Raw genomic sequence first — 17322 nt, 5'->3', positions numbered from 1 at the left:
AGTGCCGCAAGGCAAGGGCTCCGGGCAAGGGTCAGGGCAGGGCGAGTTCGCACCAGACCGTCTTGCCCATCGCCCCGTGCCGCGTCCCCCACCTCCGCGCCTCGCGCGCGACGAGCTGGATCCCCCTGCCGCCCTCGTCCTCCTCCGTCGCTGCCCGCTCCCGCGGCGGATCGGGCAGCGGATCGGAGACCTCCACCAGGAGCGAGGTGCCGCGTACCATCCGCACGCCGATCGGACCGTGCGCGTAGCGCGCCGAGTTGGTGACCAGCTCGCTCACCAGCAGCACCGCTGTGTCCTCCAGCGCTTCGAGACCCCACTCCCGCAGCGTCTCCCGTACGACCTCACGCGCCCTGCGTACCGCGTAGCTCTCCGCCGGAAACGTCCAGGATGCTGCGCTCCCTTCGGGGAGGCCGCCCAGCTTCGCCATGAGCAGGGCCACGTCGTCGGCAGAGCCCGCGCCCTCGCGCTGGGCGAAGTCGGCGATCAGCGCCTCGCAGGCGTCCTCCAGGCGGGGCCGCTCTCCCGCGTGGTCTCCTGGCCCGCAGGTGAGCTTGGCGCGGAGGCGGTCGAGGCCCTCGGTGATGTCCTCGTCGCGGTTCTCGATGAGGCCGTCGGTGTAGAGGACGAGCACGCAGCCCTCGTCCAGCTCGGTCTCGACGGACTCGAACTCCACGCCGCCGACCCCGATCGGCGCGCCCGAGGGCAGCTCCATGACGTGGGCCTCCCAGCCGCCGTCCGCGCCGGGCACGAGCAGCAGCGGCGGCACATGGCCCGCCTTGCAGAGGGTGCAGCGGCGGGTGGAGGGGTCGTAGACGGCGTAGACGCAGGTGGCGATGAGGGGGTCGTCGGGGTCCTGGGCGATGTCGTCGGCCAGGTCGTTGACGCGGCGGACGAGTTCGTCGGGCGGCAGGTCGAGGCCGGCGAGCGTGCGGACCGCCGTGCGCAGCCGCCCCATGGTGGCCGCGGCGCGCAGTCCGTGGCCCATCACGTCGCCGACGACGAGGGCGACGCGGCCTCCGGCGAGCGGGATGACGTCGAACCAGTCGCCGCCGACCTCGGTACCGCTGCTGCCGGGGACGTAGCGGTAGGCCACGCGCACGCCGGGCGGTTCGGGCACCCGCTGGGGCAGCAGGCTGCGCTGGAGCATGAGGGCGCCCTCGCGCTCGCGCGCGTACAGGCGCGCGTTGTCCAGGGAGGTGCCCGCGCGGTCGGCCAGTTCCATGGTGAGCGCGAGGTCGTCGCGGTCGAAGGGCTCGCGCTGTCCGGCGCGGCTGATGACGAGCAGGCCGAGCACGATGCCGCGGGCGCGCAGCGGCACGGCCATGAGGGAGTGGATGCCCAGGTCCAGCGCGGCCTGCACCTTGGGGTCGCCCGGGTAGGTGGCGGCCAGCAGCTCCTGCTGGGAGGCGGCCAGGTGGGGCGTGCCGGTGAGGAGCGCCTGCCCGAAGAAGGAGCCGGGCTGGAAGGCGATGTCCTGGCCGACGCGCAGCATCCGCTCGACGGCGGGCCCGTCGTAGCGCGCGGCCACCCCGAGCTGGAGCAGCGGCGTCCCGGCGAGGGGTCCGGAGTCGGGGAGTTCCCCGCCGTGGGCCACGGCGCTCAGGAGCTGGACGCCGGAGTAGTCGGCGAAGCGGGGCACGAGCGCGGAGGCGAGGGCCTGCGAGATGGCACGGACGTCGAGCAGGTCGCCGAGCGCGACGCCCACGTCGTCGAGCAGCGCCAGCCGCTGCCGTGCGGCCTCGATCTTCTCCAGCGCCTCCTTGCGCTCGGTGATGTCCATGACGGTGCAGCTCACGCCGAGCACCTCGCCGTTGTGGTCGGTGAGCCTGCTGTACGAGACGGAGCGCGCGCCCGCGCCGTCGGGCGAGGGCATCACCATGTCCACGACCGAGCGGCCCGTCTCCAGGACGACGGACTGGACCTGCGAGATCTCGTCGGCCATCCAGGCGGGCAGCACCTCGTGGATGGTCTTGCCCAGGTGCTCCTCCGGCGTGGAGTGGTTCAGCCGGGCCAGCGCGTCGTTGACGCGGACGAAGCGCTTGTCCCCGTCGAAGAGGGCGATGCCCAGGGGAGAGGAGCCGAAGAGGGCGTCGAGCGCGGCGAGGTCGTGCTCGACGGCGCGCAGCCTGCTGGTCTCGACGATGTTGGCGAGGACGAAGGGGTTCCGGTCCGTGTCGTGGAGCGCGGAGGCGCGGCCCTCGACCTCGACGGTGTGGCCCTCGGCGTGCCGGATGTGCAGGATGCCGCGCCAGTGGTGCTCGTGCCGGAGGGTGCGGCGGACGCGGAGGCCGACGTCGCCGTCCTCGATGTACTCCTGGATGGGGCGGCCCACGAGCTGGTCGGCCGTCCAGCCGAGGATCTCCTCGGTCATGGGGCTCCACAGGAGGATGCGGCCCTCGCCGTCGAGCATGACGATGCCGACGCGGAGGGTGTCGAGGAGCGGGGAGGCCGCCCGCTCACTGGCGGGCTCTGCGGGCTCTGCGGGCTCAGCGGGCGCGGGACTCTGCGACGGTGCCTGCGACGGCGCACGCCGACTCCCGGGATGGCCGGTGTCCCCGGTGTCCTCGGAGGGTCCTGTGCTCACGCCGCCCACGTCCCTGATCGGGTAACGGTCTCACCGGGACGTCCCAGCCATGCCGCAGGAACATTCCGGTCAAGATGGACTTACAGCCCGTATACCCGATTCTGCACGCGATCAGCCGCGGCCACCGCTCCCGCGGTCCATACGCTCCACCAGATAGCTGTCAGCGCCGCCGTCCCCGTTCTTCCCGAGACGCTCGGCGACCTGCTGCGCTTCACTGCGGGTGGCGTAGGTGCCGACGCGGTAGCTGTTGCCGTTGCCGTCCTGGCGTATGACGTGCCAGAGCAGCACGGTGCCGCTGTCGCCGCTCACACTTCGCATATGCCGGAGCTTACGCCCGACCTTCACTCAGCGCATTCGTCTTGGCACAATGGGGCAGCGATTTCGGCCAGACGTTCGCACCGGAACCGTCAGCCGCAGGTCAGAGGACCGGGGAGCGACGGCTGAGGCATGAGGAGGCGGGGGGAGGCAGAGGGAGGCTCCGGCTCACTTCACCGGAAGGTGGTACGCGACCCTGAAACGGTCCGCCGGAATGACCACATCCGCCGTCTCGACGGGACGGCCGCCCGCGAAGAACGTCCGCGTGATGACCATGACCGCGTGCCCCGGCACCCCGCCCAGCTCCACCGTCTCCTCCGCGAGACCGGGGCGCGCGCCGACCTCCTCCACGACGTTGTCCACGATCACATCGATGGCCGCCATCCGCTCGACCACACCCTTCCCGCCGAGCGGGCCCTCCTCGGGCAGCATCACCGGGGTCCGCCCCGTGATCGCCAGGGGCTCCCAGGACGTCGACAGCATCGCGGGCTCGCCCTCGACCCGGAACAGATAGCGGGTGCGCATCACCCGCTCCCCCGGCTCGATGCGCAGCCGGTCCGCCGTCGCGGGCGCGGCGTCCTCCTGCTCGCTGCGCGACTCCCAGGTGCCCTTCACCCGCTCGTCGGAGTGCTCCTGACGGAACGGCGTGGAGTCGCCGATGGTGCGATAGCCCGTACGGGAGACGCGGCGCGGGGCCGGCAGCTCGCGCACATACGTCCCCGAACCGGAACGCCCCTCGACCAGACCCTCGGCCATGAGCACCTTGCGCGCCTCCAGCGCGACGGTGTCCGAGACGCCGTACTCCTCGCGGATGCGGGCCTGGGAGGGGAGGCGGGTGTGCGGCGGGAGATCGCCGTCGACGATTTTCTGCCGCAGGTCTCCGGCGACACGCAGATACGCGGGCTGCTCACCGAAAGGCACGTGCGCCCTCCCCGTTCCCACCTGAATCGTGCACATGGTTGACAGTGCGCAACAGCTTGGCAACACACGGTTGTTGACCGCAACAAACGGCCAAGGTTTCACCCGATGTGATGAGTTGCTGCTCAGGGCGCACACAGAGCGGTCGCCGGAGCCTCACACTCCCCAGGCGAAACGGTTTTGCGGGGCTGGCCGGAAGGGCTCCGGACGGGGGTGCCGACGAGGATACGTCGGCGGGGCGCGTCGGCACCGTCGCCCACGAGGGCGGCGGAGAATAGCGCAGGGACGTCCGTATCCGCACCCAATTCCTGTGATCCGTGGGAAATTCGGCGCTCACGGGGCCTGTGTCACCCCTGGTGCTAGCGTCCGGTGCCCCGAGGGACAGAGAGACCCGAGGGACAGAGAGAACGGAAGCGCTGTGACGGAGACCATTCCAGCCGTCGGTGAGCGGGTGCTGCCGCGCCCCGTGGGAGAGCTGCCGACCCCGGCCCTCGCGACGGCGGTCAAGAACCTCGCGGGCAAGCTGGTCGCGCAGTTCGCCATGGAGGAGGAGGCCGCGTTCGCCTTCGCGCAGGCCGCCGTCGATCCGGCCGCCGCACGCAAGGCGGCCGAGATCCCCGAACGGCTCCCGGTCCCCGGCGGGGTGGTGCTGGCGCTGCGCACCCACGTGTGGGCGCGCCATGTGATGCCCGACCCCCGCAACCCCCGCATCGGGCCCTCGCGCAGGCATCCGGTCTCCGACGTCGTCGGCCTGAGCGAGCAGAACCGCCTACGCCCGTTACCCGAGCCGAGGGCCTGCCAGGACAGGCGGCCGGGGCTGGTCCAGGAGATCGACAGCCAGGAGCATCTGGTGTGGGCAGCGCAGCAGGCGCGGGCCTGTGTGCTGGAGAAGAACGACTGGCGCGCGTCGATCAGGAACCAGGGCATCATGACCGAGGTCTGGCTCGCGGCGACGACGTTCCGGCACGGCGACGGCACGCCGGACGTGACCGTCCCCGTGACCGCCGAGGGGTCCAGCAGGCTGACGTGCGCCCACGACATCCTCGGCGTCAGATCGGCCGACGTCCCCTACACGCGGGACACCGCCAAGCTGCGCGCCCGGCTCCGCCACCTCAGCGGGCTGCTCGAACAGGCCGGGGAAGCCGATCAGGTGGAGCCCGACGACGCCGAGGCGATGCGGTGCGAGACGCTTCCCGCGCTGCTGCTCGTCGGCTTCGAGCCACATCCGTCGACGGTCACCGACTTCGACGTGGCGGTCAGGTCGCTCGTCGCCCTGCGGCACGTCGACGCCCCGAAGCCCTGGGGAGAGGCGGCGGAGCACGAGGCGCTCGCCGACGCGGTGGTGAACGAGATCGCGCGCCGTGACCTGATCACCTCCGTCTACGCCGAGTGGATCGCGGGCGCGCTCACCCCGGAACAGGCGGAGAGCCACGGCCTCCCCCCGGACACCACCGCCCGCGCCGCGGCCGTCCTGCGGCTGTTCACCGAGCGGAAGCCCGAGGTCCACCAGGCCGTGCGGGTGGCCATCACCAGCCAGAGCACCCGGAAGAACATCACCACCAAGCTCCTCCTCGACCTCGCCGGATCCCTCGTCATGCGGTCCGTGCCCGAGGAGGACGCGCGGCGCAGGGAGAGGACACGCAAGTACCTCAAGACGGCGTTCTCCAACGAACTCGCCAAAACGTGGGAGGCCACCTTCCGCGACGCGGAGGAGCTGTCGGCCGCCGCGCTCGCCGAGGTCGCGCGGGCGGAGCCGGGCCCCGCGACCAGGGAACTCGCGGCGCGCAGCGCTTACCCCCTCGTCGTGCAGGGGCAGTTGTCCGGCGACCGGGGCAGCAAGAACAACGACCAGCCGGACCGCCGTCACCCCGGCGAGGTCATCGACCGGATGCGCGCGACACCGCACGGCATCCACCAGATGAGGCAGGCGCTCGTGGACTTCGCGGCGGGGCGGCGCACCCGCATGGTCGAGGAGGACGGACAACTGAAGCAGAGGCCCGACGGCCGCTTCGTCCTCGCCAAGGACGCCGAACTCCGGCGCGCCTTTCCCCCGGCGGGCGAGGGCCCCTCGCTCGTCGCGGCGCCGCAGAGCCCGGCCGAGCTGCTGGGGAACGCGCTGCACGACCTCGGCCGCTCGGTCCAGGGGCTGAAGGACGCCGTGAAGGCGGTCGAGTCGGTGGAGGCCCAGGACGGAGTGCCCGCCATCGAGTCGCTGGGGGCCGACCGGCAGGACTGCGACGCCTGGCGGGACGTCCTCCAGGACGTCCTGGAGAAGCTGCCCGTCTGGAAACTGCGCAGCGCGCAACGCCACGGTACGGACCTCCACGAGACCGAGGCCGGGGCCGGAACCGGTGCCGACGAGGACGAGGACGAGGACGAGGGGGAGGGCGAGGACGAAGCTGACGTCGACGTCGACATCGAAGAGACCGAGGACGAGGGGGAGGAAGCGGGCGATGACGTGGACGGCGGTGACGGCGGGGGTGAGAGCGACGGCCCCGGGCCCCGGGAGCACGGAAGAGGGGCCTGACCACGGTACTCACCACACCCCCTGAGACCTCGCCGTCCCGCTGACAGTTCTCCGCGGGACACCTGACCGGCACTCAGCCGGGAACGCGACACGGAAATCCTCGTAAGGCCCACTCCCCTGACCGGGGCATGGCGGTGACGCCGAGTTCGAGCCCGTCTCTGACATCGGTAAGCCTCGGGGCCCACGCGGACAGCCGTTGCCGCTTGCGCCGCACCGGGACCTTCCCGGGAGGCACCAAGCGGGTGCGCCGGGAATCCAGCCCAGGCCACCCATGCCACCATTCGGCCGGCCACAGGGCCTGGCCCGGAGCTGGAGACATTCTCGTGCGGCGGTCAGCCACCCCGATTCCGTACGACCGTTACCCCGCTGTGCGGGACATGGTCGGCGGCACCACACCACCACGGATCACGGACGCGGCGTGCCGCGGCCGGAGCCCCGACCTCTTCCACCCCGACGACGGCGACCCCGACGACGCCGTCACCGCGCTGTGCGCGCTGTGCCCCTCCCGCCTCCCCTGCCTCGCGCTGGCCCTGCGGACCGAGGACCCGGAGGCCCGCTCGGGCTGGTACGGCGGCCTCGGACCCGCCGAGCGCGGCGCCCTCGCGGACAGGCTGGGCTGCAAGGCTCCGTCGCCCCCTGACGAGCTGCCCGGGGACGCCGCCACCGCGCTCCGGCTCCGTCGCGCGGGGGCGAGCAACGCCACGATCGCCTCGGCGCTCGGGCGCAGCAGGAGGACCGTGCAACGGCTGCTGCGGGCGGCGGAGCGGTGGGCGGCCGAGCACGAGGAGCGGGGCGGGCGGCCGTGAGACCCGCCGCGCGAGGGCCGACCCGTCGCACCGGTACGGGTACCGGTGTCCCCGGGCGCTCCCCCTCCCCCTCAGCGCCAGCCGCGCGTCGTCACCTCCGCCTCCGGCCCACCGCCCAGATACGCGCGCAGGGCGCTGTCCGTGCTCGGCACCATGGCGTCCGGGAGGGCGCCGGTTCCGGTCCAGCTGACCCGGGAGTGCTTGCGGGGCTCGCGGTTGTGGGGCTCGCCGGTCCAGGCGCGGGTGGCGAAGACGACGACCAGGAAGCCGTTGGGCGCCTCGACGCCCCACGCGCCGTGGACGAGGTGCGCGACCCGAAGCGACTCGGGCGCCACGGTGACCCCTGTCTCCTCGTACAGCTCGCGCACCGCGGTCGCCGTGACGGGCTCGCCGGGTTCGCTCTTGCCGGTGGGCAGGTCCCACAGCCCCGGCGCGAACTTGGCGTGTCCGCCGCGCTGGAGGAGGAGGACGCGGTCCGCGGCCTCGTCGTGCACGATGACGGCCGCGGCCAGCAGCGTCATCGAACTGGTCGCCGGTGGAAGGGCCTGCTGACGGTGGTCGGCCTGCTGGGCCACAGTGCTCCCCTCGTCGCGTCGGACACGTCGTCGGACGGACGCCACCCTTGCACAGGCAGGTGCGCACCGACGGCCCTCTCACGACGGCCGCGGCGGCGAACCGGGCGGCGCCAGCTCCGCCCAGACCGTCTTGGTGACGAGGTCGTCGTGCGTGCTCCCCCAGCGGGTCGCGAGCGCGCCGACGAGGAGCAGGCCGTGTCCGGACGTGAGGTCGTCCGACGGCCTCGGCGGCCCCGGCGGAAGAGGACGGTCGGCGCAGGCGTCGGTCACCTCGACCCGGACGCCCACGCCCAGCCCCGCCCCCGTCAGCAGCCGCAACCGGAAGTCGCGCCCTCTGCCGCCGCAATGACGCACGGCGTTGGCGGCCAGCTCCGCCGTGACGAGCGCGACCGCCTCGAAGAGCCCGCTCCCGCCCGGCACACCCCACTCGGCGAGCTGCCGCACGGCGAAGAGCCGCGCGAGACGGGCTCCGCGCCGGGTCGAGCTGAGCTGCACGGCGAAGGATCGCGTGTACGGGCCGGTCGGGGGCGACGCGGCGGGGGCGGGGGTGTGGGGGGAATCTGTTTCCATGCGCCGACTTTCCCGACGCACCAGGCCGCTGACCAGCGCGTATGGCCGTGCGGACGGGGCGGGTACGGGTGTGTACCGGTGCGGTACGGCTCGGTACGGGTACGGCACGGCCCGCTCCACCGCGCGGGGGTGGCGCGCAGTGGCGCTTTGCGGATGTTGCCCAGTTCGCCCGGTGACAGCGTGTACGCGCGCGTAACGTGCGAGTTCTCCCTCCCATACGGTCCGCACAGAGGCGCGGTGATGCGCATGGAACGCGCGAACGGCAAGCAGCAGACGGCTGGTTCGGCCACGGCTCCTCACCGGGCGAGGCGGGTGTCCCGCGCGAGAGCGAGCGCTCCCAAGGCCGAGGATCGCCCGGGAATCTGGACCGCCTACGGCAAGGTCCTGCAACGCCTCCGCAAGCGCGCTGGACTCACCCAGGAACAGCTCGCCGAGTCCGTCGGCTACTCCCTGGAACAGACCGCCTCCATCGAACAGGGCCGCCGCCCCGCGAAGGCCGCCTTCACGACGGCGGCCGAACGTGTCCTGGACGCGGGCGGTGTCCTGGAAGACCTCCAGGAGGAGGTGGACTTCGCCAAACTGCCCGCGTTCTTCCGGGACTTCGTCCTCATTGAGATGGAAGCGGTGAGCCGGTTCGACTACGACCCGCTACTGGTGCCGGGGTTGTTGCAGACGCCGGAGTACGCACGGGCGTTGTTCGAGGGCCAGTGCCCTCCCCTCGGAGACGAGGAAGTCGAGCACAACGTCGACGCGCGGATCAGCCGACAGAAGATCCTCGCGAGGACGCCGCTTGTCGACTTCTCCTTCGTCATCGGCGAGGCAGCTCTCCGAAACCCTGTCAGCAGCCCCCACGTCATGAGTGCACAACTTCAGCAGTTGCTGACGCACGCCCAACTCCGCAACGTCGAGGTCCAGATCATGCCGATTGCCCATGGGGTGCACCCCGGACTGGAAGGCCCCATGGTTCTCGTGGAGACAACCGAAAACCAGCAGTTCGGCTACTTCGAGTCGCAGGGAATCGGCTCCGTAGTCAGCGACCCCACGCAGGTGAGCATCTTTCGGCACCGCTATGGCAAGCTGCGGTCACTGGCTCTGAACGTCGAGGAGTCAGCAGCCTTCGTCGAAAGCCTGGCAGGGGAGCAATGAGCACGCAGCGAATAGTTGGCGTAGCCGTCGGCGAGTTGAGCTGGTTCAAGAGCAGCTACAGCGGCGGGAGCGGCGGCAACTGCGTCGAGGTGGCCGAGGCCGAAACCACCGTGTACGTACGCGACACGAAGGACCGAGGCGGCCCGACACTCAGCATCCCGGGCGGCCAGTGGAACGCGTTCGTCACACACATCACCGCAGGAACCCGCTGAAGAAACCGCCGCACGGGGGGGCGTCAGCCGACGAGTCTGGCGCCCCGCGCCTCGCCTGCGACCCGCCGGGGGCTCACCGAATCAAGCAGCGTCGTGGCGGTGGGCGGTGAAGGTGACGTAGGTATCGGCGTCGTCCAAGGCGATGTTGAGGGTGGCGTCGAGGGCTTTTTCGTGGGCCGGTTCATGCTCGGCCTCGCAGAGCTTCTGTGCCCGTTTGGCCCGTTCGACCTCGGCGTCCTCGCGCATGCGGGTCTTGCGGAAGACCGTCAGCAGCACCGCGGTGCGGGCAGGCGTGAGCCAGCACATGATCCGCATGTCGGTGCCATCCAGCGTGGGACGCAGCTCGCGGACTCCGTCACCCAGGTGGCGCGCGTAGGGCTCGCTCAGGGCGGTGGCGTACTCCGCGAGCAGGCCGACGTGTTCGTCGACCTTGAGGAAGTGCTGGCCGGCAGCGCCTGGAGCCAGTCGCGCACGGTATATGCCGCCTACGACATATACAAGCAAAGGAAGAGGCCCGGCTCCGAAGAGCCGGGCCTCTTCCTTCTGGCCTGCGTATTCGCTGAATCATCGACGTGGTGACACGTCACCCGTCACACGTTGAACCGGAACTCCACCACGTCCCCGTCCCGCATCACGTAGTCCTTGCCCTCCATGCGCGCCTTGCCCTTCGCGCGGGCTTCCGCCACCGAGCCGGTGGTGACGAGGTCGTCGTAGGAGATGACCTCGGCCTTGATGAAGCCCTTCTGGAAGTCCGTGTGGATGACGCCGGCCGCCTCGGGGGCCGTCGCGCCCTTCTTGATGGTCCAGGCGCGGGACTCCTTGGGGCCCGCCGTCAGGTAGGTCTGGAGGCCCAGGGTGTGGAAGCCGGCGCGGGCCAGGGTGGCGAGGCCCGGTTCTTCCTGGCCGACCGTCTGGAGGAGTTCCAGCGCCTCCTCCTCGTCCAGCTCGGCGAGGTCCGCCTCCAGCTTGGCGTTGAGGAAGACCGCGTCTCCCGGGGCGACCAGGGCGCGCTGCTCGGCCTTGAAGTCCTCGTCCACCAGTTCGTCCTCGTCGACGTTGAAGACGTAGAGGAACGGCTTGGTCGTCAGCAGGTGCAGGTCGTACAGCGGCGCCGCGGCCTCCGTGCCCTGCGCGATGCCCGCGGAGAAGAGGGTGCGGCCCTCCTCCAGGATGGCCTTCGCCTCCAGTACGGCCTTGACCTCGGGCTGCTTGTCCTTCTTGACCCGGGCCTCCTTCTCCAGCCGCGGCAGGACCCGCTCGATGGTCTGGAGGTCGGCGAGGATCAGCTCGGTGTTGATCGTCTCGATGTCGCTCTTCGGCGAGATCTTGCCGTCGACGTGGACGACGTTGTCGTCCTTGAAGGCGCGGATGACCTGGCAGATCGCGTCGGACTCGCGGATGTTCGCCAGGAACTTGTTGCCCAGGCCCTCGCCCTCGCTCGCGCCCCGGACGATGCCCGCGATGTCGACGAAGTCGACGGTGGCGGGCAGGACCCGCTCCGAGCTGAAGATCTCCGCCAGCTTGGCCAGGCGGGGGTCGGGGACGCCGACGACGCCGACGTTGGGCTCGATGGTGGCGAACGGATAGTTGGCCGCCAGCACGTCGTTCTTGGTCAGGGCGTTGAACAGCGTCGACTTGCCGACGTTCGGCAGGCCGACGATTCCGATCGTGAGCGACACGTGGCGACTTCCCGTAGCGAGAGGGGGTGGTGAGCTGGCCGGACCGGGCCGGTCCGGGCCGATCCACCAGTCTACGGGCTCGAACTCACGGCCAAAGGCGTGTCCGTCCGCTACGGGGACGGGGGCCCCGGCCTACGTTGGTGCAGTGGAGCAGCACAGCGCGCGCATGACAGAAAACGGCCGAGGTCAGCGGCAGCGGTTCCGGGGCTCCGGGGCCGCCGCGGCGGCCCCTTCCCCTGGCCGGGCCCGGCCAGGGGGCCCCTTCGACCCCGCCGACACCCTCGATCCCCCCGCAGACACGGCAGGCGGCACAGACAACCCGGACACCACCGACGACGCGGCCCCGCCGCCCCTCCCGGCCACGGGCCGCGTCTACGGCGCCCGGCGCCCCGGCCCCCTCGGCGCCCTCAAGGCCCGCCTCCCGAGGCCACGCCTCACCGCCCTGGGCGGCGGCGTGCTCTCGACGCTGCTGACGGTGATCGTCGGCGGCCTGGACGAGCTGCTGCTGGACGGCTCAGGACCGGTATACGGCGTCTTCTTCCTGCTGATCAGCGCCGTGTGCGCGCTGTGGGTGCGGCCCGCCGACGTCTTCACGTCGGCCGTCTCCGTCCCCCTCGCCTTCACCATCGGCCTCCTGCTCATCAGCGACGGAGGCGGCGGCCTCGGCAGCCACGCGATGGCGCTGTTCTCGGCCCTCTCCTCGAACGCGGTCTGGCTCTACGGCGGCACCCTGCTGGCGCTGCTGATCGCGACCATGCGAAAGGCCGCGCTGCTCTGGCAGCAGCGCGGCCGGTCGACCGAGGGAGGGTGAGCCGGGGCCGGTGAGCCCCGGAGCCGGGTACGGAGAGTACGGAGAGTACGGAGACGTGTCCGGCGCCCGGTCCGGGCCCCTTCAGGAGCGGGCTCAGCCCTGCGTCTTCTGCGCCGCCTCGGCGCGCAGATCCCGCCGCAGCTCCTTCGGCAGCGAGAACTGCATGTGCTCCTTCACGGGCTGGACGATCTCCACGTCCTCCCACCCACGCTCCGAGAGCCACTCCAGCACGCCGTCGACCAGCACGTCCGGCACCGAGGCGCCCGAGGAGAGGCCGATGGTGGTGACGCCCTCCAGCCATGCCTCGTCGATCTCGTCGGCGCCGTCGATGAGGTGGCCGTCCTTGGCGCCGTGCGTCAGGGCCGTCTCGACCAGGCGTACGGAGTTCGAGGAGTTCTTGGAGCCGACGACCAGCACCAGATCGGCGTCGGCGGCGACCTGCTTGATGGCGGTCTGACGGTTCTGCGTCGCGTAGCAGATGTCGTCGCTGGGCGGGGAGAGCAGGTTCGGGTACCGGCCCTGGATGGCCTCGACGGTCTCCATCGTCTCGTCGACGGACAGCGTGGTCTGGGAGAGCCAGACGACCTTCTCCGGGTCCTTGACCTGGATGTTCTCCACGTCTCCGGGGCCGTCGACGAGGGTGATGTGCTCGGGGGCCTCGCCGCTGGTGCCGATGACCTCCTCGTGGCCCTCGTGGCCGATGAGGAGGATGTCGTAGTCCTCCTTGGCGTAGCGCACCGCTTCCTTGTGCACCTTGGTGACCAGGGGGCACGTCGCGTCGATGGTGGCGAGCTTGCCGCGCTCGGCCTCCTCGTGGACGACGGGCGCGACACCGTGCGCGGAGAAGATGACGATCTCGCCCTCGGGCACCGCCTCCGTCTCCTCGACGAAGATCGCGCCCTTCTTCTCCAGGGTCTTCACGACGTACTTGTTGTGCACGATCTCGTGGCGCACATAGATCGGTGCGCCGTACTGCTCCAGGGCTTTCTCCACCGCGATGACCGCGCGGTCCACCCCCGCGCAGTAGCCGCGGGGGGCGGCGAGGAGGACGCGGCGGCGCCCGGCGGAGCCGGACGCCGCGGAGGCGGTCTCGGTGGCGCTCGCCGTGGAGGCGGTCTCGGTGGCGCTCGCCGTGGCGGGGTTGTCGGGCGACGTACGGGCGGGGCGTGCAGACATGGCTCCATCGTACGGGCGCGGCGCCCCGCCCGGAGAAGCAAGGAGAAGGCGGGAGAAGCGGGAGAGGCTGACGGGAGAGGGCGGGCTTCTTGGGGCAAGCTGTCGCTATGCCTGGAGCACGCGCCCACACCCCCCACACCCCCCACACCGCCGCCACCGCCGACGACGGCCTCAAGCGCACCCTCACCCTCCGCGACCTGATCGTCTACGGTCTGCTGTTCATCGCCCCCATGGCCCCCGTCGGCGTCTTCGGCGCGCTCGACGCGAAGAGCCACGGGGTGGTGCCGCTGGTGTACGTGGTGGCGACGGTCGCCATGGCCTTCACCGCGTACTCGTACACCCGGATGGTCCGTGCCGTCCCCCAGGCGGGCTCGGTCTACGCGTACGCGCGCACCGGGCTCGGCGAGGGCGCGGGCTTCGTCGCCGGGTGGATGGCGATGCTCGACTATCTGCTGATCCCGGCCGTCGGCTATCTCTTCTCCGGCATCGCGATGAACCAGCTCGTCCCGTCCGTCGACCAGTGGATCTGGACGGCCGCCGCCGTCGTCATCACCACCGCGCTCAACCTCTCCGGCGTGCGCAGGGCGGCGGCGGTCGGCTTCGTCGTGCTGGCCCTGGAGATCGTGGTGCTGCTGGTCTTCGTGGTGGCGGCGCTGGTGGTGCTGGCCCAGCACGGGCCCGCGCGCGGCTGGCTCTCCCCCTTCACGGGCGACCAGGACTTCTCGCTGGTGGCGGTGCTGAGCGCGGTCTCGGTCGCGGTGCTGTCCTTCCTCGGCTTCGACGCCATCGCGAACTTCGCCGAGGAGACGGTGAGCAAGAAGGGCGGCGCGGAGAAGGACGGCTCGGAGAAGGGCGGAAAGGGGGCCCAGGGCCGCGACGGGTCCTCCGTCGTCGCGAAGGCGCTGCTCGGGTGCCTGCTGCTGGCCGGGGTGCTGTTCCTGGCGCAGACGTATCTCGCCGCGCTGCTCTCCTCGGACTCCTCGCGCGACCTGGCCCGCGACCCCGCCGCGCAGGGCTCCGCCTTCTACGTGGCCGTCGAGTCGGCCGTCGGCGGCTGGCTCCAGACGACGGTCGCGGCGAGCAAGGCCGTCGGCGCCGCGTTCGCCGCGCTGGCGGGGCAGGCCGCCGCGGGACGGCTGCTGTACGCGATGGCGCGGGACAGGCGGCTGCCGCGGGCGCTCTCGAAGGTGGACGCGGGCACGGGCACGCCGCGCCGCACGCTGCTGCTGACCGCCGTCATCACGCTGTGCGCCGCGGTGTGGGCGGCACGCACGCCCGACGGCCTTGACCGGCTGGTCTCGGTCGTGGACATCGGCGCCCTGACGGCCTTCGCGCTGCTGCACCTCTCGGTGATCGGCTACTACGGGGTGCGCAAGCGCGACGGTGCGGCCGGGGTGCTGCGGGACTGGGTGCTGCCGCTGGCGGGGCTCGCGATCACGGTCGCGGTGATCGTCACGGCGCACCGGGACGCCCACCTCGTCGGCCTCGCCTGGCTGGCGGCTGCGCTGGTGATCCTGGCGGTGCTGCGGGCGCGGAAGGTGACGCCGGGAAGCGGGGGGTCCGGGGGGGGGGGCGGGGCCGGGCAGTGACGCACGGCGCCGTCGTACGGGCTGTCGTACGGGGCTGTCGTACGGGACGACTAGCCTGCCCCGTATGGCTCTCAACACGTCCGCGGAAGCCCCCATCCCCGTCAGCGAGGTGTCGCGGCTGATCGGCGGCTGGATCGACCGGCTCGGCGCGGTCTGGGTGGAGGGGCAGGTCATCCAGCTCTCGCCCCGCCCCGGCGCCGGGGTGGCCTTTCTCACCCTGCGCGATCCGTCGCGGGACGTGTCGATCACCGTCACCTGCTTCCGGCAGGTCTTCGAACCGGTGAAGGACATCATCACCGAGGGCGCCCGCGTCGTCGTCCACGCCAAGCCCGTCTGGTACGAGCGCAACGGCTCGCTGTCGCTGCGCGCCGCCGAGATCCGCCCCGTGGGCATCGGCGAGCTGCTCGCGCGCCTGGAGCAGTTGAAGAAGAAGCTGATGGCCGAGGGCCTCTTCGCCTCGGAGCGCAAGCGGCGGCTGCCGTTCCTGCCGCACCGCATCGGCCTGGTGACGGGCCGCGCCTCGGACGCCGAGCGGGACGTGCTGCACACGGCCCGCGAGCGCTGGCCCGCCGTCCGCTTCGAGGTGCGGAACGTGGCGGTGCAGGGCGTGCGGGCCGTGCCGCAGGTCATCGAGGCCGTCAGGGAGCTGGACGCACACCCTGAGGTCGACGTGATCATCGTGACGCGCGGCGGCGGCAGCATGGAGGATCTGCTGCCGTTCTCCGACGAGCGGCTGGTGCGCACCGTCGCCGAGGCCCGTACGCCCGTGGTCTCCGCGATCGGCCACGAGGCGGACGCGCCGCTGCTCGATCTGGTGGCCGATCTCCGCTCCCGTACGCCCACGCACGCCGCGAAGGACACGGTGCCGGACGTGGGCGAGGAGCACGAGCGGGTGCGGGAGCTGCGCGCGCGGGCCTGGCGGGTGATCACCGGGCGGCTCGAACGCGAGGAGCGCGGCCTCGTCGACGTCATGAGCCGCCCCGCGATGGCCGATCCGCACACGCTGGTCGAGGAGCGCGAGGAGGACATCGCGTTCCTGCTGGAGCGGGCCAGGCGCACCCTCGGGCACCGGCTGGACCGCGCGGAGGACGAGCTGTCCCACACCCACGCGCGCATAGTGGCCCTCTCCCCCGCCGCCACCCTCCAGCGGGGTTACGCCGTGCTCCAGCGCGAGGACGGCGCCGTGGTCCGCGACGCCGCCGAGGTGGCCGAGGGCGACGGGCTGCGGGCGCGGGTGGCCGAGGGCGAGTTCGGCGTGACTGTCGGCCCGCGCGCTTAGGCTGGGGCGCATGACGACGACGGACACGGAGACCGGCCCCCACACGGGCACGGAGGCCGAGGGCGGGAGCACCCTGTCCTCGCTCAGCTACGAGCAGGCGCGGGGCGAGCTGGTCCGGGTCGTCCAGCAACTGGAGGCGGGCGGTTCGACGCTGGAGGAGTCCCTCGCCCTGTGGGAGCGCGGCGAGGAGCTGGCGCGGATCTGCCGCGAGTGGCTGGAGGGCGCCAGGGCACGGCTGGACGCGGTGCTGGAGGCCGAGGCGGACGCCGGGGAGGAGCCGGAGACGGCCGGGGACGCGGACGAGGACTGAGGGGAAGAAGACCGAGGGAAGAGTGACGAGAGAGACAGTGGCGAGCGCCCGACTTTGGTTGAACCTTTAAATAACGCGCCCTACGGTGGATCATGCCAATTTGAACCACTCTGTAAAGGCTAGGCACAGCAGCATGGCTCTCGCCCTCGATCCCGCCGCCCAGGACCTGCTCTTCCGTGAGGCCCACACCGCCAACACGTTCACCGACGAGCCGGTGACCGACGAGCAGATCCAGGCCGTCTACGACCTGGTCAAGTTCGCCCCCACCGCCTTCAACCAGTCGCCGCTGCGCGTCACGCTCGTCCGCTCCCGCGAGGCCCGCGAGCGCTTGGTGAAGTACGCGATGGGCGCCAACGGCGACAAGACCCTCAGCGCTCCCCTGACCGCCGTGCTCTCCGTGGACCTGGACTTCCACGAGAAGCTGCCGGAGCTGTTCCCGCACGCGCCGGGCATCAAGGACGCCTACTTCTCCGAGGCCACCTCGCGCGAGGCCGCCGGTACGCAGAACGCCACCCTCCAGGCGGGCTACTTCATCCTCGGCGTCCGCGCCGCCGGGCTGGCCGCCGGGCCGATGACCGGCTTCGACTTCGCCGGGATCAACGAGGAGTTCTTCGGCGACGGCAAGCAGAAGGCGTTCCTGGTCATCAACATAGGCAAGCCGGGCGACGACGCGTTCTTCCCGCGCTCGCCCCGCCTGGCCTTCGAGGACGCCGTCGCGACGGTCTGAGCCGCGAGGTCCCGGTCCGAGCCGGGGGGGCCCGCGCACCCGCCCGGGCGCGCGCGCGCGGGTCGGCCCCGGTAGCGCACAAGCCGCGTGAACGACGT

17 protein-coding genes are annotated in these 17322 nt (G+C 71.6%); 9 read left to right on the top strand and 8 right to left on the bottom strand.

Annotation, left to right across the window (positions count from 1 at the left end):
• Nucleotides 1-31: 31 nt before the first annotated feature.
• From ACWGJ2_RS35270 to ACWGJ2_RS35260, 3 genes are all read right to left on the bottom strand, one after another.
• The gene (locus tag ACWGJ2_RS35270) at nt 32-2584 is read right to left on the bottom strand and encodes a SpoIIE family protein phosphatase (protein WP_453350438.1); all 2553 of its coding nucleotides are present in this window, start codon (nt 2582-2584) and stop codon (nt 32-34) included.
• 111 nt (nt 2585-2695) lie between these two features.
• Nucleotides 2696-2902, bottom strand: a complete 207-nt coding sequence (locus ACWGJ2_RS35265) for an SPOR domain-containing protein (protein WP_453350437.1) — start codon at nt 2900-2902, stop codon at nt 2696-2698.
• Nucleotides 2903-3067: 165 nt separating this feature from the next.
• Nucleotides 3068-3820 carry a GntR family transcriptional regulator gene (locus ACWGJ2_RS35260; RefSeq protein ID WP_453350436.1) on the bottom strand — a complete coding sequence of 251 codons (753 nt, stop codon included), beginning with the start codon at nt 3818-3820 and terminating at the stop codon, nt 3068-3070.
• A 415-nt stretch (nt 3821-4235) separates the two neighbouring features.
• Between ACWGJ2_RS35260 and ACWGJ2_RS35255 the strand changes: the two genes are divergently transcribed.
• Both ACWGJ2_RS35255 and ACWGJ2_RS35250 read left to right on the top strand, forming a co-directional pair.
• Entirely contained in the window at nt 4236-6344 is a 2109-nt protein-coding gene (locus ACWGJ2_RS35255) for a hypothetical protein (RefSeq protein WP_453350435.1), read from the top strand.
• Nucleotides 6345-6667: 323 nt separating this feature from the next.
• Nucleotides 6668-7150, top strand: a complete 483-nt coding sequence (locus ACWGJ2_RS35250; protein ID WP_453350434.1) for a WhiB family transcriptional regulator — start codon at nt 6668-6670, stop codon at nt 7148-7150.
• A gap of 71 nt (nt 7151-7221) precedes the next feature.
• Here the strand turns inward: ACWGJ2_RS35250 and ACWGJ2_RS35245 are convergent, their stop codons facing one another.
• On the bottom strand, nt 7222-7725 hold the full coding sequence (locus tag ACWGJ2_RS35245) for an NUDIX domain-containing protein (RefSeq protein ID WP_453350433.1): 504 nt from the start codon (nt 7723-7725) through the stop codon (nt 7222-7224).
• 78 nt (nt 7726-7803) lie between these two features.
• Complete coding sequence (locus ACWGJ2_RS35240) at nt 7804-8295, bottom strand: ATP-binding protein (RefSeq protein ID WP_453350432.1); 492 nt, start codon at nt 8293-8295, stop codon at nt 7804-7806.
• A gap of 246 nt (nt 8296-8541) precedes the next feature.
• Between ACWGJ2_RS35240 and ACWGJ2_RS35235 the strand changes: the two genes are divergently transcribed.
• The gene (locus ACWGJ2_RS35235) at nt 8542-9441 is read left to right on the top strand and encodes a helix-turn-helix domain-containing protein (protein ID WP_453350431.1); all 900 of its coding nucleotides are present in this window, start codon (nt 8542-8544) and stop codon (nt 9439-9441) included.
• Entirely contained in the window at nt 9438-9653 is a 216-nt protein-coding gene (locus ACWGJ2_RS35230; RefSeq protein ID WP_453350430.1) for a DUF397 domain-containing protein, read from the top strand. Before ACWGJ2_RS35235 ends, ACWGJ2_RS35230 begins: the two co-directional genes overlap by 4 nt.
• 81 nt (nt 9654-9734) lie before the next feature.
• Here ACWGJ2_RS35230 and ACWGJ2_RS35225 read toward each other — a convergent pair whose 3' ends face one another.
• Together ACWGJ2_RS35225 and ychF are read right to left on the bottom strand one after the other, a co-directional pair.
• Nucleotides 9735-10157, bottom strand: coding sequence for a type II toxin-antitoxin system RelE/ParE family toxin (locus ACWGJ2_RS35225; protein WP_453350429.1), 423 nt, complete (start codon nt 10155-10157; stop codon nt 9735-9737).
• 86 nt (nt 10158-10243) lie between these two features.
• Nucleotides 10244-11332 (bottom strand): redox-regulated ATPase YchF, encoded by a 1089-nt coding sequence (ychF, locus tag ACWGJ2_RS35220; RefSeq protein ID WP_453350428.1) that lies wholly within the window; start codon nt 11330-11332, stop codon nt 10244-10246.
• A gap of 145 nt (nt 11333-11477) precedes the next feature.
• Here ychF and ACWGJ2_RS35215 point away from each other — a divergent pair, with 145 nt between their 5' ends.
• Entirely contained in the window at nt 11478-12143 is a 666-nt protein-coding gene (locus tag ACWGJ2_RS35215; RefSeq protein WP_453350427.1) for a DUF6542 domain-containing protein, read from the top strand.
• Between the two features lie 93 nt (nt 12144-12236).
• Here the strand turns inward: ACWGJ2_RS35215 and ACWGJ2_RS35210 are convergent, their stop codons facing one another.
• Nucleotides 12237-13319, bottom strand: coding sequence for a 4-hydroxy-3-methylbut-2-enyl diphosphate reductase (locus tag ACWGJ2_RS35210; protein WP_453350426.1), 1083 nt, complete (start codon nt 13317-13319; stop codon nt 12237-12239).
• Nucleotides 13320-13426: 107 nt separating this feature from the next.
• Here ACWGJ2_RS35210 and ACWGJ2_RS35205 point away from each other — a divergent pair, with 107 nt between their 5' ends.
• The 4 genes from ACWGJ2_RS35205 (at nt 13427) to ACWGJ2_RS35190 (ending at nt 17224) form a co-directional block, all read left to right on the top strand.
• Nucleotides 13427-14908 (top strand): APC family permease, encoded by a 1482-nt coding sequence (locus ACWGJ2_RS35205; RefSeq protein ID WP_453350425.1) that lies wholly within the window; start codon nt 13427-13429, stop codon nt 14906-14908.
• 64 nt (nt 14909-14972) lie between these two features.
• Nucleotides 14973-16187, top strand: a complete 1215-nt coding sequence (xseA, locus tag ACWGJ2_RS35200) for an exodeoxyribonuclease VII large subunit (RefSeq protein ID WP_453350424.1) — start codon at nt 14973-14975, stop codon at nt 16185-16187.
• Nucleotides 16188-16197: 10 nt separating this feature from the next.
• Nucleotides 16198-16497, top strand: a complete 300-nt coding sequence (locus ACWGJ2_RS35195) for an exodeoxyribonuclease VII small subunit (RefSeq protein WP_453350423.1) — start codon at nt 16198-16200, stop codon at nt 16495-16497.
• A 133-nt stretch (nt 16498-16630) separates the two neighbouring features.
• Nucleotides 16631-17224, top strand: a complete 594-nt coding sequence (locus tag ACWGJ2_RS35190) for a malonic semialdehyde reductase (protein ID WP_453350422.1) — start codon at nt 16631-16633, stop codon at nt 17222-17224.
• The last annotated feature ends 98 nt before the right edge of the window (nt 17225-17322 follow it).

The sequence above is a fragment of the Streptomyces sp. NPDC054796 genome (assembly GCF_053611545.1).
This window is presented reverse-complemented; position numbering and strand designations above follow the sequence as displayed.